This is a genomic window from Serratia sp. Tan611 (assembly GCF_905188235.1).
GTDB lineage: Bacteria > Pseudomonadota > Gammaproteobacteria > Enterobacterales > Enterobacteriaceae > Serratia_B > Serratia_B rhizosphaerae.
Map to the genome: position 1 here is coordinate 2192156 of NZ_LR994655.1, position 16593 is coordinate 2208748.

Annotated in this window: 17 protein-coding genes and 1 other annotated feature; of the genes, 16 read left to right on the forward strand and 1 reads right to left on the reverse strand. The window is 55.7% G+C overall.

Annotated features, from left to right (window positions below; genetic code table 11):
* Positions 1–14 precede the first annotated feature (14 nt).
* The 13 genes from TAN611_RS10375 (at position 15) to ihfA (ending at position 13391) form a co-directional block, all read left to right on the forward strand.
* Positions 15–875 (forward strand): hypothetical protein, encoded by an 861-nt coding sequence (locus TAN611_RS10375; protein WP_203067666.1) that lies wholly within the window; start codon positions 15–17, stop codon positions 873–875.
* Between the two features lie 439 nt (positions 876–1314).
* Positions 1315–2598 (forward strand): HAAAP family serine/threonine permease, encoded by a 1284-nt coding sequence (locus TAN611_RS10380; RefSeq protein ID WP_105230855.1) that lies wholly within the window; start codon positions 1315–1317, stop codon positions 2596–2598.
* Positions 2599–2749: 151 nt separating this feature from the next.
* Positions 2750–3883 carry an ABC transporter substrate-binding protein gene (locus tag TAN611_RS10385; protein ID WP_105230856.1) on the forward strand — a complete coding sequence of 378 codons (1134 nt, stop codon included), beginning with the start codon at positions 2750–2752 and terminating at the stop codon, positions 3881–3883.
* 86 nt (positions 3884–3969) lie between these two features.
* Positions 3970–4146 (forward strand): hypothetical protein, encoded by a 177-nt coding sequence (locus TAN611_RS10390; protein WP_158684799.1) that lies wholly within the window; start codon positions 3970–3972, stop codon positions 4144–4146.
* 157 nt (positions 4147–4303) lie between these two features.
* On the forward strand, positions 4304–5872 hold the full coding sequence (locus tag TAN611_RS10395) for a right-handed parallel beta-helix repeat-containing protein (RefSeq protein ID WP_197951990.1): 1569 nt from the start codon (positions 4304–4306) through the stop codon (positions 5870–5872).
* 274 nt (positions 5873–6146) lie between these two features.
* Positions 6147–8075, forward strand: a complete 1929-nt coding sequence (gene thrS, locus TAN611_RS10400) for a threonine--tRNA ligase (RefSeq protein ID WP_105230858.1) — start codon at positions 6147–6149, stop codon at positions 8073–8075.
* A 3-nt stretch (positions 8076–8078) separates the two neighbouring features.
* Positions 8079–8630, forward strand: a complete 552-nt coding sequence (gene infC, locus TAN611_RS10405; RefSeq protein ID WP_015672100.1) for a translation initiation factor IF-3 — start codon at positions 8079–8081, stop codon at positions 8628–8630.
* Positions 8631–8728: 98 nt separating this feature from the next.
* Positions 8729–8926, forward strand: a complete 198-nt coding sequence (rpmI, locus tag TAN611_RS10410; protein ID WP_004931418.1) for a 50S ribosomal protein L35 — start codon at positions 8729–8731, stop codon at positions 8924–8926.
* A 43-nt stretch (positions 8927–8969) separates the two neighbouring features.
* On the forward strand, positions 8970–9326 hold the full coding sequence (rplT, locus tag TAN611_RS10415; RefSeq protein ID WP_004931417.1) for a 50S ribosomal protein L20: 357 nt from the start codon (positions 8970–8972) through the stop codon (positions 9324–9326).
* Between the two features lie 114 nt (positions 9327–9440).
* Positions 9441–9564: a sequence feature (Phe leader region), on the forward strand.
* Positions 9446–9490 carry a pheST operon leader peptide PheM gene (gene pheM, locus TAN611_RS10420; protein ID WP_121626058.1) on the forward strand — a complete coding sequence of 15 codons (45 nt, stop codon included), beginning with the start codon at positions 9446–9448 and terminating at the stop codon, positions 9488–9490. It overlaps the preceding feature by 45 nt.
* Before the next feature lie 140 nt (positions 9565–9704).
* The gene (pheS, locus tag TAN611_RS10425; protein ID WP_105230860.1) at positions 9705–10688 is read left to right on the forward strand and encodes a phenylalanine--tRNA ligase subunit alpha; all 984 of its coding nucleotides are present in this window, start codon (positions 9705–9707) and stop codon (positions 10686–10688) included.
* A gap of 14 nt (positions 10689–10702) precedes the next feature.
* On the forward strand, positions 10703–13090 hold the full coding sequence (gene pheT / locus TAN611_RS10430) for a phenylalanine--tRNA ligase subunit beta (RefSeq protein WP_111737205.1): 2388 nt from the start codon (positions 10703–10705) through the stop codon (positions 13088–13090).
* Positions 13091–13094: 4 nt separating this feature from the next.
* Entirely contained in the window at positions 13095–13391 is a 297-nt protein-coding gene (gene ihfA, locus TAN611_RS10435; protein ID WP_054307187.1) for an integration host factor subunit alpha, read from the forward strand.
* Between the two features lie 585 nt (positions 13392–13976).
* On the opposite strand, the gene TAN611_RS10440 is transcribed toward ihfA, so the two are convergent.
* On the reverse strand, positions 13977–14117 hold the full coding sequence (locus TAN611_RS10440) for a hypothetical protein (RefSeq protein WP_201282895.1): 141 nt from the start codon (positions 14115–14117) through the stop codon (positions 13977–13979).
* Positions 14118–14348: 231 nt separating this feature from the next.
* Between TAN611_RS10440 and TAN611_RS10445 the strand changes: the two genes are divergently transcribed.
* From TAN611_RS10445 to TAN611_RS10455, 3 genes are all read left to right on the forward strand, one after another.
* A complete protein-coding gene (locus tag TAN611_RS10445) occupies positions 14349–14771 on the forward strand; it encodes a DUF2502 domain-containing protein (RefSeq protein ID WP_187043238.1) in 423 nt (140 codons plus the stop codon).
* Between the two features lie 179 nt (positions 14772–14950).
* On the forward strand, positions 14951–15952 hold the full coding sequence (gene btuC, locus TAN611_RS10450) for a vitamin B12 ABC transporter permease BtuC (protein ID WP_105230867.1): 1002 nt from the start codon (positions 14951–14953) through the stop codon (positions 15950–15952).
* A gap of 76 nt (positions 15953–16028) precedes the next feature.
* Positions 16029–16580, forward strand: a complete 552-nt coding sequence (locus TAN611_RS10455; RefSeq protein WP_111737200.1) for a glutathione peroxidase — start codon at positions 16029–16031, stop codon at positions 16578–16580.
* Positions 16581–16593: the final 13 nt, after the last annotated feature.

The window sequence follows — 16593 nt, forward strand, 5'->3', positions numbered from 1 at the left end:
TTAACGGAGTCGTTATGGCATTTCTCAAAGCGCATGAAATAGCAGGGTTAACGGTCAGTCCTACAGGTGAACTTAACGTAGATGCAAATTTCCTCACCCCGGAGGTCATGAGGGAAGCGCAGATAATCGTCGGTTCGATGACGCCGGATCAGGTTTCCAAACTGACCAAAGTGTCGGAAAGCCAGATCGCCTTCACCCTGAATGACTACCGCGATAAGATTAATAAACTGCAGAACACTGACAGGGAGCGCGGCGGCACCCGGCCGGGCGGCACGATTTCACATATCGACAACCGCATTTCGTTGCCGATGATGCCGCCAAACTGGGGGATCAAGGCCCAGTATCTGGATAACGTCAGCAAGGTAGCCGGCGGCGGCGCGACGCTGGTGGCTGCGGGCGCGATGCTGTTTAGCCTGGGGGCGGGGGGCGCCGGCAGTATTTTAGGCCGCAGTTTGCTCACGGCCGGCACCGGAGGCGCCACCGGTTGGGTGACGCACTTCGTCACCAAGAAGATCCAGTCCGTTAACCAGATTGCGGGCTATCTGAAGAGCCTGGCGGAGATGTACAACACCACGCACAACTCGCTGCTTGAGTTCAACAAGGAAATCCGGCGCAAAAAAATCGCCTATGCGCGTGACAATAGCGCCAATGCGCAGAGTTTTGAAGATAAGGTGATGCAGGATAACGATATCTATACCCCCGCCGAAAAAGCGGAGATGGATACCTTGATGCGCGCCTTTGTCGGTAATGATTACCAGAGCGTGAAGATTACCGGCGACAGCGTACGTTTTATCGAGTTCAGGTTCGTGCGTGGGGACTCGCTGACTGTGAGCAAGACTGCGTATAGCCACCTGGCAGATTTGAAATTCTCTTAATGCTTACCTGCATACGACGACGCGAGCGTATGACGCTGCGCCGTCGTGTCAAGGATATGCCCACCCGATGATGCGCCGCGCGCGTCAGTGAGTAAACCGCGGCTCTTTCTCCTGATGTTCTAATGGGTTACCGCCGGCGTAAAAATCAGCAGCCTCAGCCTTCGCCCGGTTCTCCCTGATACTTTCCCTGTTTTTCGCGTAAACCGTGCATGATTATGCTGAACCCGTACGGGAACTATGGATTAATCGTTCACGAAGCGCGCAGTTAACCGCATAAACATAGACCCATCCTGCATTTTTAATTATCCTTTGCCGTCCTTTCAACAGGCAATAATATGATTTCATTGATTAAATCATTGAATTATAAAATAAAATATCACGGAGAAGGAAGTTCCGTTGAGCGCAATCGTTGTCGTTACAGATTAAGGTAAGCTGTCTCATGAGTACTATTTCTCCGGATTCCGGCGCTCTGGCGGTCCCGCCATCGTCGCGTTGGAACAAAACGGACACCGTATGGATGTTCGGTTTATATGCCACGGCGGTCGGCGCCGGCACGCTGTTTCTGCCGATTAACGCCGGCCTGAACGGCCCGCTGGTTTTGTTGCTGATGGCGCTGTTCGCGTTTCCGCTGACCTATCTGCCGCACCGCGCCCTGAGCCGGTTTGTGTTGTCCGGCTCCAGCCGCGACGGCAATATCCATGATGTGGTGGTGGAGCACTTTGGCGTGCTGGCCGGTAAAATTATCATGGTGCTCTATCTGCTGGCGTTTTTCCCGATCGTGCTGGTGTACAGCATTTCGATCACCAATGCGCTGAACAGCTTCCTGATCCACCAGTTCCACGTCACGCCGCCGCCGCGCCTGTGGCTGAGCCTGGCGGTAGTGGTGGTGCTGAACCTGGTGCTGCTGCGCGGTAAAGACGGCATTGTCGCCGCCATGGGGATGCTGGTCTTCCCGCTGCTGGTGTTCCTGATGGGGATTTCGCTGTATCTGATCCCGAGCTGGAATACTGCGCATTTCACCCAGGGGCTAATGAGCACGCAGTTTGATAGCCCGTCGCTGTGGCATTCGCTGTGGCTGGCGGTGCCGGTAATGGTGTTCTCCTTCAGCCATGCGCCGATCATCTCTTCCTTCGCCTCGACGCAGAAAAGCCTGTACGGCGATAAGGCGGAGCGCCGCTGCGCGCGCATTATGCGCTATAGCTATGTGCTGATCTGCGTCACCGTGCTGTTCTTTGTCTTCAGCTGCGTGTTGAGCCTGTCTTACCAGGATATGGAGCAGGCCAAAGCGCAGAACATTACCGTGCTGACCACGCTGGCGAACAAGTTTTCCAACCCGCTGATCGCCTACCTGGGACCGATCATGGCGATGCTGGCGATGGCGAAATCCTACCTCGGCACCTCGCTGGGCGTTACTGAAGGGGCGACCAGCCTGATTGACGGCGTCACCCGGGCGCTGGGTAAGCCGCTGAGCTCACGTGCCACGCACCGTATTTCGGCGGTGGTGCTGTTCCTGCTCACCTGGGCGGCGACGGTGTGGAACCCGAGCGCGCTGCATATTATCGAAACCATCAGCGGCCCGCTGATCGCAGTCATCCTGTTTATCCTGCCGATGTATGCGGTGCGTGCGGTGCCGTCGATGCATAAGTACCGCGCCCTGAGCAATATCTTCGTCTTGGTGATGGGATTGATTGCCCTGTCGGCGCTGATTTACGGCCTGATGTAATACCGCCGGCGCATCGCAGGATGCGCCGGTTTCTTTTGATGGTTGTTAACACCTGTTTGCAATTCAGCCGCTGAAAAACGCCGTTGATTTTTGATAATAAAAGTAATTCTCATTATGCTTTCCTGGTTGATATTTTACTAAGGAGCAGCGTGTGTCCCGTCGAATTATTCCGCTGGTGTTAGCCTGCGCCAGCGTTTTCTCCGCCCAGGCCCTGGCGACCCAATATCCGTTAACCTTAACCGACACCTCCGGCCAGCGTGTGACGCTGAAGCAGGAGCCGAAGCGCGTCGTGGTGCAGGACGGCCGTGATATTCTGACGCTGGCGCTGCTGGACCGCGCCGATCCGTTCAGCCGGCTGGTAGCCTGGAATAACCTGCTGAAAAAGAGCGACGGGGCAACCTGGGACATCCTGAAAAGCAAATGGCCGGCGGCCAATAACATCCTCGATATGGGCTTTAGCGACCATGGCGAGGTCAATCTGGAAAGCGTGATCGCCAAACAGCCTGACCTGATGATCGCCCAGCTGCGTTCGAAACCCTCGCTGGAACAGACCGGCGTGCTCAAGCAGCTGAAAGCGCTGGGGGTGCCGGTGCTGTTTATCGATACCATGCTGAAACCGGTGGAGAATACGCCGAAAAGCGTGACCTTACTGGGCGAGGCGCTGGATCGTGAACCTGAAGCCAAGCAGTACACCGACTTCTATCAGCAGCACTATCAGAATATCGTAGCGAAAACTAAGGCCATCGAACCCAAGCCGCTGGTGTTTATCGAAGCGAAAGCCGGGCTGAACGGCCTGGAGTCCTGCTGCTTTACCCATGCGCATGTCGGCTGGGGCGGGCTGGTGGAAGCGGTCGGCGCGCGTAATATCGGCTCTGAGCTGCTGCCCGGCGCCACCGGCGACGTTTCGCTGGAGAAAGTCATCAGCATGAAGCCGCAGGTGTATATCGTGTCCGGCTCGCAGTGGGCGACAAAAACCAACGCCGCAGTGCCGTTTGGTTACGGTGTCACGCAAAAGCAGGTGGACGACGCCTTTACCCGGATGAAGCAGCGCCCGGGCTTTGCCCAGATTGACGCGGTTAAACAGGGGCGCTTCTACGGTATCTACCATAACTTCTATAACCATCCGTACAATATTGTCGGGCTGGAGTATCTGGCGAAATTTATTTACCCGGCGCAGTTCAAAACGCTGGATCCGGCGCAGACCTATAGCGACATCCTGAAGAACTTTACCGAAGTGCCTGAAGGCAAGGGCGTACTTGGCGCTCAGGCGCCGGGCGGCAAGTAACCTGACCGGAAAAACGGGAGGGCACCGCGCTTTCCCGTTGCGCCATGGCCGGCGGTCTTTGCCGGCACGAATCGATAAGCCAGAAAATGACTGAAATAATTGCCAACGTCATCATTAATATTGTCGGCACGTTGCTGACGTTCCTCTGTGATATTACCGAACTGGTATTTTCCTGCCTGAAAGGACCGCTGTGGCGGCGGTTGTTAATTTCCCTGCTGATTTTCTTGGCGATGCTGGGCGGACTGTTGTGGTGGGGGCGTTAATGACGCGATAGCCGTTGTTGTGTGGGGTCACAACATACCGGATTGGCTCGGTTTTCTGCTGTATTTCCTCTTAAATGCTCTGAGGCTTCCAGGCGCGTTGGCCGGGCAAGCGTAGTCATGACGTTTATACAGAGCAATATCGACGAGGAGAGTCAATATGGAACATGTTCAGACGGGAAACCAGGAACGGTATGCCGTTGCGGGCGAGGGAAATTATACCCCAGAAATGTTCGGCGCCGCCGGTGACGGTGTGGCCGACGACCGTACAGCGATTCAAGCGGCGATTGATGCGGCACATCAATCTTATTTGTTGCACGGGACGCCCTGTCTCGTGACGCTGGGAGCGAGAACGTATATCGTATCGAAAAACCCGGCCTCAACCACGATTGCCGGCGAGGTCTCGGCTGGTTTTGGCTGCCTGAATATGCGCTCGGGCGTGACGCTGTGCGGCAGCGGGACGATTAAATTGATGCCCGGTACGGCAGGTACCGTCCCGGGCGCGATCGTGACCAACTGGAGCGGTGCTTGCACCGATATCAGCATTGCAGGGATCACCATTGACGGTAATGCCTCCCATGTCAGCGCGTTAAGTATGGTGGCGATCAATATCGTCGATTCCCGACGAGTCCGCATTCATCAGGTCCGGGTTCATAACAATAACGTCGGTAGGGCCGGCGGTATTTATTTACGTAGAAGCGGCAGCTCAACCTCAGCATATGGTTGTCAGGAGAGCATGGTTACCGCGTGCTATGTACAGGATGTCGCCTATATCGGTATTCAGGCAGAGCGCCCTGACGGGATTATCATCTCGGGGAACTACGTGATGAATACGGGGGATAATGGCATTGATATTGAAGGTAATACGCCGGAAAGCGCTTCCGGTACCGCCCGCCAGATGAATATTACCGGCAATATATTAAGAAATAACAAGAACGGTATTTTTATCGAATCCTGCTCGGGTGCCGTTATCAACGCGAATGACATCGCTGAGGTAGCGGGGATTGGCATTGTCAGCAACCGAATCAATTCCGGCTCATTTAATAACGTGATTACCGGCAACAGAATTGCAGGTACGGCCAGTAACACGGCCTACGGTCTGAGGGTGATTAATAGTTCTGGCAACTGTTTGATTCAGAGCAACTATTTCACCAGCCTGCAGAGCGCGATCAGGCTCAACGGCATGGCAACGCGGGTATTCATTGGTGAGAACACCCATGCTGATATTGAGCGATTTATTGTCCAGCTGGATGCAACGACGGACTATCCAGTTGCGGCCCTCAGAAGCCTGGTTGCCCGGCAGTTCATTATGGGCGGACAGAAAAACGGCTTTCCGGCATTGATGTCGCCGCTGGGCAGCCCGGGGAACTTCCCTAACCGTTTCTCGATAGGTACCTGCGATCGCGGGCATTTTTCTGACTTAAACGGGGCGGGAGAAATCAACTTCGCGCGCGGCAGCCTGATGTTGCAATATCACCCAGATTGGAAAGGATACGCCTTATATAATTACCGCGGCGACGGCTATACGGAAATTTTGGCCACGGCGGCCGTGCCGGGCGAATATCTCCTGATTAACGGCGAAACCTACCTGGTGGATGCGGGTCATACTCCGAGTCAAAGAAGAGTGAAGCGCTGGGATGGCAGCCGTTATGCGGATGGCGATTGGAGAAGCTATTTAGATCGGGATTATCAGGGCGAGATTAAACGCCGTGAGTGGGGAACGCTTTAACTTCCCTTAATGATGCCCGGCGTATGAGACCGGGCATTGCTGCGTTTTCATCCGGGGGCTGGGAAGTCACGGGTAGAAGTCCGCCCGCTCAAGGTGATACACTGTCCGGCGTTATGGCGTCACACCAGCGGCACATCGCAAATTCTGTGCCGGTGCGTGTATATATTTGGCAGAGTGAAGCTAAATAGCGCCAATAACTCATCGATGTTAAACAAAAATGTTTTTCTATATGTGATCTGTCGTGTGGGTCACCACTGTAGATAAGGAATTATTAATGCCTGTTATTACGCTTCCTGACGGCAGTCAGCGTCATTACGACCACGCCGTATCCCCCCTGGACGTTGCCCGCGATATCGGCCCTGGCCTGGCGAAAGCCTGTATTGCCGGCCGTGTGAACGGCGAGCTGGTCGATGCCTGCGATCTGATCGAGTCCGATGCGCAACTGGCGATTATTACCGCCAAAGACGAAGAGGGGCTGGAGATTCTGCGCCACTCCTGCGCGCACCTGCTGGGTCATGCTATCAAACAGCTGTGGCCGGACACCAAAATGGCCATCGGCCCGGTGATCGACAACGGTTTCTACTATGACGTTGATCTGGACCATACCCTGACGCAGGAAGACCTGGATCTGCTGGAAAAGCGGATGCATGAGTTGGCCGACAAGGATTATGACGTCATCAAGAAAAAGGTCAGCTGGCAAGAAGCCCGCGACACCTTCGCCGCCCGCGGCGAAAGCTACAAAGTGGCGATTCTGGATGAGAACATCAGCCGCGATGACCATCCGGGCCTGTATCACCACGAAGAATACATCGACATGTGCCGCGGTCCGCACGTGCCGAACATGCGTTTCTGCCACCACTTCAAACTGCAGAAAACCTCCGGCGCTTACTGGCGCGGCGACAGCAAGAATAAAATGCTGCAACGCGTCTACGGTACCGCCTGGGCGGATAAAAAGCAGCTGAACGCCTACCTGAAGCGTCTGGAAGAAGCGGCCAAGCGCGACCACCGTAAAATCGGCAAGCAGCTCGACCTGTATCACATGCAGGAAGAGGCGCCGGGCATGGTGTTCTGGCATAACGACGGCTGGACGATTTTCCGCGAGCTGGAAGCCTTTGTGCGCGTGAAGCTCAAAGAGTACCAGTACCAGGAAGTGAAAGGTCCGTTTATGATGGACCGCGTGCTGTGGGAAAAAACCGGCCACTGGGATAACTATAAGGACGCAATGTTCACCACCTCTTCGGAGAACCGTGAATACTGCATCAAGCCGATGAACTGCCCGGGCCACGTGCAGATCTTCAATCAGGGCCTGAAGTCCTACCGCGACCTGCCGCTGCGTATGGGCGAGTTCGGCAGCTGCCACCGCAATGAGCCGTCCGGCTCGCTGCACGGCCTGATGCGCGTGCGCGGCTTCACCCAGGACGACGCCCACATCTTCTGTACCGAGGATCAGGTGCGCGCCGAAGTGAACGACTGCATCAAGATGGTCTACGATATGTACGGCACCTTTGGTTTCGACAAGATTGCGGTGAAATTATCCACCCGCCCTGAGAAACGCATCGGCACCGACGAAATGTGGACCCGAGCGGAAGATGACCTGGCGGCCGCGCTGACTGAAAACGGCATTCCGTTTGAATATCAGCCGGGTGAGGGCGCATTCTACGGACCAAAAATTGAATTTACTCTGCATGATTGTTTGGATCGTGCATGGCAATGTGGTACCGTGCAGCTCGATTTCTTCTTACCGGGCCGTTTAGGCGCTTCGTACGTTGGCGAAAACAACGAACGCGTGGTGCCGGTAATGATTCACCGTGCAATTCTGGGCTCCATGGAGCGCTTCATCGGTATTCTGACCGAGGAGTACGCCGGGTTCTACCCAACCTGGATCGCCCCTGTGCAGGTGGTGGTGATGAATATCACCGACGGTCAGTCTGATTACGTCCAGCAATTAACCAAAAAACTGCAAGATGCAGGCATTCGTGTTAAAGCGGACTTGAGAAATGAGAAGATTGGCTTTAAAATTCGCGAACATACTTTACGTCGGGTTCCCTATATGCTGGTGTGCGGTGATAAAGAGGTCGAAGCAGGCAAAGTTGCCGTTCGTACCCGCCGTGGCAAAGACCTGGGAAGCCTGGACGTAAGTGAAGTCGTAGACAAGCTGCTGCACGAGATTCGCAGCCGTAGTCTTCATCAACTGGAGGAATAAAGTATTAAAGGCGGAAAACGAGTTCAACCGGCGCGCCCTAATCGCATCAACGGAGAGATTCGCGCCCAAGAGGTTCGCTTGACAGGTTTGGATGGCGAGCAGATTGGTATTGTCAGTCTGAGAGAAGCTCTTGAAAAGGCTGAGGAAGCTGGCGTCGATCTAGTCGAGATCAGTCCTAATGCCGAACCGCCGGTTTGCCGAATCATGGATTACGGCAAATTCCTCTACGAGAAGAGCAAGTCGACGAAAGAGCAGAAGAAGAAGCAAAAAGTTATTCAGGTCAAGGAAATCAAATTCCGGCCTGGTACCGATGATGGCGACTATCAGGTCAAACTACGCAACCTGATTCGCTTTCTGGAAGACGGCGATAAAGCCAAAATCACCCTGCGTTTCCGCGGGCGTGAAATGGCGCACCAGCAGATCGGCATGGAAGTGCTTAACCGCGTCCGTAAAGACCTGTGTGAAGATATGGATCTGGCAGTGGTCGAATCCTTCCCTACGAAGATCGAAGGCCGTCAGATGATCATGGTGCTCGCACCCAAGAAGAAACAGTAAGGCTTCCAAGTAATCGAACCCGCGCAGCGCTTGCGTTGTGTGGGTTTTATTCGCCTCACTGATTCGTTGTTTAACAATGCGAAGTGGATTTAATTAAAATGCCAAAAATTAAAACTGTACGTGGTGCAGCCAAGCGCTTCAAAAAAACCGGCAGCGGTGGTTTTAAGCGTAAACATGCTAACCTGCGTCATATTCTGACCAAAAAAGCAACCAAGCGTAAACGTCACCTGCGTCCGAAAGGCATGGTGTCTAAAAACGATCTGGTCCTGGTTACCGCGTGCCTGCCGTACGCATAAGCCACATTTTTTGATTCAAGAATAAGACTTTAGGAGAGAGCATATGGCTCGCGTAAAACGTGGTGTAATTGCACGCGCACGTCACAAGAAAATCATGAAGCAGGCGAAAGGCTACTACGGTGCCCGTTCGCGCGTATATCGTGTTGCCTTCCAGGCAGTAATCAAAGCAGGTCAGTATGCTTACCGCGACCGTCGTCAGCGTAAGCGTCAGTTCCGTCAGCTGTGGATTGCACGTATCAACGCAGCTGCTCGTCAGAACGGTCTGTCTTACAGCAAGTTCATTAACGGCCTGAAAAAAGCCTCTATTGAAATTGACCGTAAGATCCTGGCTGACATCGCAGTATTCGACAAAGTGGCCTTCGGCGCACTGGTTGAAAAAGCGAAAGCAGCTCTGGCGTAAGTCAGTGGAAGAGGGAGCTTGCTCCCTCTTTTAATCTTTGCCCGCCGGGCAGGTGTTGACTTTTATTGAGCGCCGTTTTATCAATGTGGTTAAACCGCAACCAACAAGGTAATGCAAGCATGCACGCTGCTATTTTCCGTTTCTTTTTTTACTTTAGCGCCTGACTTCAGGAGGCTTTGCGCGTAAGAAAAGAAACGGAAAGTAGCGCCTAAGCCTCCCCTGTGGAGGCTTTTTTTGTTTGGGGCGAAGGGAAATGCATTTTTTTGCCCCAAAGGCGGACGAAAAGATAGATAACTACTTATTTATCAAGGTATTATTAAACGGTAATCCCTTAACGACTATTTAGCGGGCCACACCGGCCAGAGGAAGAGGAAAGCAATGCCACATCTCGCAGAGCTGGTTGCCAATGCCAAGGCAGCCGTAGAAGATGCCCAGGATGTTGCCGCGTTGGATTTGGTACGCGTCGAATATTTAGGCAAAAAAGGCCATTTCACCCTGCAGATGCAGTCGCTGCGCGAACTGCCGGCGGAAGAACGTCCGGCCGCAGGGGCGGTGATCAACCAGGCGAAACAGCAGGTTCAGGAAGCGCTTAACGCACGTAAAAACGCGCTGGAAACCGCGGCGCTGAACGAGCGTCTGGCGGCAGAAACCATCGACGTTTCCCTGCCGGGCCGTCGCATGGAAAACGGCGGCCTGCACCCGGTTACCCGCACCATTGACCGCATTGAAACCTTCTTCGGCGAGCTGGGCTTCTCCGTGGCGACCGGCCCGGAAATCGAAGATGATTACCACAACTTCGATGCGCTGAATATCCCGGGCCACCACCCGGCGCGCGCTGACCATGACACCTTCTGGTTCGATGCCAAGCGCCTGCTGCGCACTCAGACCTCCGGCGTGCAGATCCGCACCATGAAAAACCAGCAGCCGCCGATCCGCATCATCGCGCCGGGCCGTGTCTACCGTAACGACTACGATCAGACCCATACGCCGATGTTCCACCAGATGGAAGGCCTGATCGTCGATAAAGACATCAGCTTTACCAACCTGAAGGGCACGCTGCACGACTTCCTGAACAACTTCTTTGAAGAAGATCTGCAGGTGCGTTTCCGTCCGTCTTACTTCCCGTTCACCGAGCCTTCCGCCGAAGTCGACGTGATGGGCAAAAACGGCAAATGGCTGGAAGTACTGGGCTGCGGCATGGTGCACCCGAACGTATTGCGTAACGTGGGCATCGATCCTGAAGTGTATTCCGGCTTCGCCTTCGGCATGGGCATGGAGCGTCTGACGATGCTGCGCTACGGCGTGACCGATCTGCGCGCATTCTTCGAAAACGATCTGCGTTTCCTCAAACAGTTTAAGTAAGGCGGGAATATCACATGAAATTCAGTGAACTCTGGTTGCGCGAGTGGGTAAACCCGGCCATCAGCAGCGAAGCATTATCCGAACAAATCACCATGGCCGGCCTGGAAGTGGACGGCGTGGAATCGGTTGCCGGCGCGTTTACCGGCGTGGTGGTGGGCGAGGTGGTCGAATGCGGTCAGCACCCTAATGCCGATAAACTGCGCGTCACCAAGGTTAACGTCGGCGGCGAGCGTCTGTTGGACATCGTTTGCGGCGCACCGAACTGCCGTGCCGGCCTGAAAGTGGCGGTCGCGACCGTGGGCGCGGTGCTGCCGGGCGATTTTAAAATCAAGGCGGCGAAGCTGCGCGGCGAACCGTCCGAAGGCATGCTGTGCTCCTTCTCCGAGCTGGGCGTTTCCGACGATCACGACGGCATTATCGAACTGCCGGCGGATGCGCCGGTAGGCACTAATATCCGCGAATACCTGAAGCTGGACGATAACGCGATCGAAATCAGCGTAACGCCGAACCGTGCCGACTGCCTGGGCATTATCGGCGTGGCGCGCGACGTCGGCGTTCTGAACCAGCTGGCGCTGAACGTGCCGGATATGACGCCGGTTGCCGCCACCATCGACGATACCCTGCCGATCCGCGTTTGTGCGCCACAGGCGTGTCCGCGCTACCTGGGCCGCGTGGTGAAAGGCATCAACGTCAAAGCGCCAAGCCCGCTGTGGCTGCGTGAAAAACTGCGTCGCTGCGGCATCCGTTCCATTGACGCAGTGGTGGACATCACCAACTACGTGCTGATGGAGCTGGGTCAGCCGATGCACGCCTTCGACCTGAACCGCATCAACGGCGGCATCAACGTGCGGATGGCGAACGAAGGGGAAACCATTACGCTGCTGGATGGCAACGAAGCCAAACTGCAGGCCGATACCCTGGTGATCGCCGATGACAAACAGGCGCTGGCGATGGGCGGTATCTTCGGCGGCGAACATTCCGGCGTGAACGAAGAGACGCAGGACGTGCTGCTGGAGTGCGCATTCTTCAGCCCGCTGGCGATTACCGGTCGCGCGCGTCGTCACGGTTTGCATACCGATGCTTCCCACCGCTACGAGCGCGGCGTGGATCCGGCGATGCAGTACCAGGCGATGGAACGCGCCACCCGCCTGCTGCTGGATATCTGCGGCGGTCAGGCCGGCCCGGTGATTGATGTGACGCATGAAGGCGAACTGCCGCAGCGCGCGACCATCACGCTGCGCCGTGAGAAGCTGGACCGCCTGATCGGCCACGTGGTGCCGAGCGAACAGGTGAGCGATATTCTGCGCCGTCTGGGCTGCGAAGTGACCGAGCAGGGCGATGACTGGCAGGCGGTGGCGCCGAGCTGGCGTTTCGATATGGAAATCGAAGAAGATCTGGTGGAAGAAGTGGCCCGCGTCTACGGCTACAACAATATTCCTGACGTGCCGGTGCGCGCCGATCTGGTGATGACCCAGCATCGCGAGGCCGACCTGACGCTGAAGCGTGTGAAAACCCTGCTGGTCGATCACGGCTTCCAGGAAGCGATCACCTACAGCTTTGTCGATCCTAAAGTTCAGGCGCTGCTGCACCCGAACGAAGAGGCGCTGATCCTGCCAAGCCCGATCTCGGTCGAGATGTCGGCGATGCGTCTGTCGCTGTGGACCGGCCTGCTGTCGGCGGTGGTGTACAACCAGAACCGTCAGCAGACGCGCCTGCGCCTGTTCGAAAGCGGCCTGCGCTTTGTGCCTGATAGTTCAGCAGATCTGGGTATCCGTCAGGATGTCATGCTGGCGGGCGTAATTGCCGGCCATACCCACGATGAACACTGGGATCTGGCAAGAAAGCCGGTGGACTTCTATGATTTAAAAGGGGATCTGGAATCTGTCCTGGAGTTGACCGGTAAATTATCCGAGATTCAGTTCAAGGCAGAGGCCAATCCGGCGTTACACCCGGGGCAGAGTGCGGCTATTTATTTACACGGTGAGCGCATCGGTTTCATCGGTGTGGTGCATCCGGAACTTGAGCGTAAACTGGATCTTAACGGTCGCACCGTGGTGTTTGAACTGGAGTGGGATAAGGTCGCAAGCCGCGTCGTGCCTCAGGCGCGGGAGATTTCTCGCTTCCCGGCAAACCGTCGTGATATCGCCGTTTTGGTGGCTGAAAACGTGCCGGCAGAAGATATTTTGGCGGAGTGTAAGAAAGTTGGCGCAAATCAGATAGTTGGCGTAAACTTGTTTGATGTGTACCGTGGCAAGGGCGTAGCAGAGGGTTATAAGAGCCTGGCTATCAGCCTGGTATTGCAGGATACCGCCCGTACACTGGAAGAAGAGGAGATCGCCGCTACCGTTGCAAAATGCGTAGAGGCTCTAAAACAGCGATTCCAAGCATCCTTGAGGGATTGAACCTATGGCGCTTACTAAAGCTGAAATGTCTGAACACCTGTTTGAAAAGCTGGGGCTTAGCAAACGGGATGCGAAAGATTTGGTAGAACTGTTTTTTGAAGAAGTCCGTCGGGCTCTGGAGAACGGTGAACAGGTCAAACTGTCCGGCTTCGGCAATTTCGACCTGCGTGACAAGAATCAACGTCCGGGGCGTAACCCAAAAACCGGCGAAGACATCCCAATTACGGCGCGCCGCGTGGTGACCTTCCGTCCGGGGCAGAAGTTAAAAAGCCGGGTGGAAAACGCGAGCCCGAAAAACTAACACGGGTAGTAACACTAAAAAGGCCGCTGATGCGGCCTTTTTCATGCCTTGTATCGCGGTACTGTTAATTTAAAAAGAGGGGCGTGTCGGGCTGGTGGATCAAATATCCCCCCGTTTATCATAAGCTGACACCGCGAAACCTTGATATGAACTATTTTCTTGCTGAGGAGTATCTGGAGCCGTTCGCAAATGTTCTGTGAGGTAGTCAATCATGAGCTCTCTGAAGTCTTGGGGAAGTAGGATCTGGAAAGGGGCTTTGCTTCTCATGTTGGTAGCGCCTGCGGCGATAGCCAAAAAAATCTCATAATAGGGCTATCCAGAATTATATTTCCGGTAAATTAGCCGTGAATAATGTTTTTCTACAAGACGGAAGGGGCATTATCAGTAAAACGAGAGTAATTAATGAGAATGTAGAGGGATAGGTGATTAACTGTTAGATGTAAAAGCTAATGGTTTTGCTATTTATCTATCTTTCCACAGATAGTTTATTCTTGAAGACGTATTGTGGCGGAGTTAACACCGATTCAGAGTGTTAATTAATTGCTAGAAAAAATCCAAATATCAAAGGGGCCGCAGCCCCTGAGCTTAACGATGGCGATAGTGCTCTTGCGGGCCGCCGTGTCCGCCGCCGTGCGGGCCACCGTCGCCATGGGGGCCGAAACAGCAGGCGCTCAGCAGCGTGGTGAGCAGGGCGACGCCGGCCAGGGCGATAATACGTTTGGTCATAATCATTTTCCTGGTTACAAGGTGCAGTGATTATAAATAACAGCCGGCCGCAGCGTCCGTCAGTAAATCGTTAAGCGCTGTTAGCAGTCATATTTACGTTGACTCTGGCAGCGTAATGTCAGTATTGCGTAAGGATGCCGAAAACAATCTGCAAATAGGCATCGGTGAGATAGTCGGGAAATAGTCACCTTGCTATAACGGCGCCTGCTTCAAATAACCCGAGACTATCACATGAATAAAATGTTGTTGCTGATGTGCCTGCTGCTGCCGGTGGCGGCGCAGGCGGAGGTGTCTATCGATATCAATGTGCCCGGCGTGTCGCTGCATCTGGGCGATCGGGATCATCGCGGTTACTACTGGGATGGCTACGACTGGCGTCCGCCGCAGTGGTGGCATGCGCATCAGGGGCGCGGCATCGGCGAACGTAACGACCGTGGATATTACTGGGACGGCGGCCGCTGGCAGCCTCCGGCGCAGCATGGGGAAGGCCGCCGCGGCGATGCACACCACGCTGACGACGACCGCAGCCATCATGACGGGCATCCGCATGCTGATCACGAGCAATCGCATGAAAGCAACGATCGTCATGATGGTGGTCACGGCGCGCAGGATAGCGGTAAACCGTACCCAAAACGGGGCGATGAGCATCGCTGATCGCTTACCGCTTACGCAGTTATCCGTGCTCGCCCTTTGAACGGCAGGGCGAGCTGGCTGCCATTTTCCCCTCCGCGATGCGACAAAGGCTTTCCCTGACGTCGTTAACCCCCTAATATTTAACTACAGATGTTAACGATCCGGCCGGCTTCTTCGGCCCACAGGGAATTGCCGCGTTTATGCCAACCAGCCAGACCTTCACGCTTTTACTGAAAAACCAGCGCCGGCGCGATAAGCGCTATCTGTCACTGTTGGCATTGGGCGTGGCGGTGGCGCTGGTGTTCAGCCTGAGCGCCGGCGATCTTTGGCTGTGGCCGAACCAGTGGTTTGGCGACGCCGGCCGGCTGTTTGTCTGGCAGTTGCGTCTGCCGCGCGCGCTGGCGGTGATGCTGGTAGGCGCCAGCCTGGCGGTGGCCGGTGCGGTAATGCAGGCGCTGTTTGAAAATCCGCTGGCGGAACCGGGGCTGCTGGGCGTCGCCAACGGTGCCGGCGTGGCCCTGGTGCTGACGATTCTGCTGAGCCACGGGCTGCTGCCGGTGGCGTGGATGAGCCTCAGCGCGATTATCGGCGCGCTGGCGATGACCTTGTTACTGCTCGGGTTTGCCCGCCGGCGACGTCTGACCAATACGCGCCTGCTGCTGGTGGGGGTGGCTTTGGGCATCGTCTGCAGCGCCGTTATGACCTGGGCGGTCTATTTCAGCTCCAGCCTGGATCTGCGCCAGCTGATGTACTGGATGATGGGCGGTTTTGGCGGCGTCGACTGGCGGCAAAAATGGCTGATTGTGGCGCTGTTGCCGGTGGTGCTGTGGCTGTGCCGGCAGGGTAAGGCGCTCAACCTGATGACGCTGGGGGAAACTCAGGCGCGTCAGCTGGGCCTGCCGCTGCACCTGTGGCGCAACCTGCTGGTATTGGCCGTCGGCTGGTTAGTGGGCGTCAGCGTGGCGCTGGCGGGGGTGATCGGCTTTGTCGGTCTGGTGATCCCGCATATGCTGCGGCTGAGCGGCCTGACCGATCAGCGTTACCTGCTGCCCGGCTGCGCGCTGGCCGGCGCCGGCGTGCTGTTGGCCGCCGATGTGGTGGCGCGTATCACGCTGCTGTCGGCGGAGCTGCCGATCGGCGTGGTAACCGCCACCCTCGGCGCGCCGCTGTTTATCTGGCTACTGACCCGGGTGAAGGCGTAAGCTGGCTGTGGCAGGCATCCGGCGCAGGCGCCGGACTTTTACCGATGACGACTCTCAAACTGACAGGATAACGATGATGACACAGGCTATTTATGACATTCCGCTGACCACGATCGACAACCGCCAGACCACGCTGCAGGCGTATCAGGGCGATGTGCTGCTGGTGGTCAATGTGGCTTCAGAATGCGGGTTGACCAAACAGTATGCAGGTCTGGAAAAACTGTATGAAACGTATCGTCAGCAGGGGCTGACGGTGCTGGGCTTCCCGTGCAATCAGTTCCTGGCGCAGGAGCCGGGCAGCAATGAGCAGATTCAGGCATTTTGCCGCACCAATTTTGGCGTGCAGTTCCCGCTGTTTAGCAAGATCGAGGTGAACGGCGCCAACCGTCACCCGCTGTATCAGGCGCTGATCGCCGCGCAGCCTGCTGCGCTGGCGCCGCAGGGCAGCGAATTTATGGCGCGACGCATCAGTAAGGATCAGGGGCCGAAACAGCCCGGCGATATCCTGTGGAACTTCGAAAAGTTCCTGATTGGCCGTGACGGCCAGGTGATCCAGCGCTTTGCCCCGGATATGACGCCGGAAGATCCGCTGCTGACGGCGGCGGTGGAGCAGGCGCTGAGCCGTTAAGGGATATGGAGAC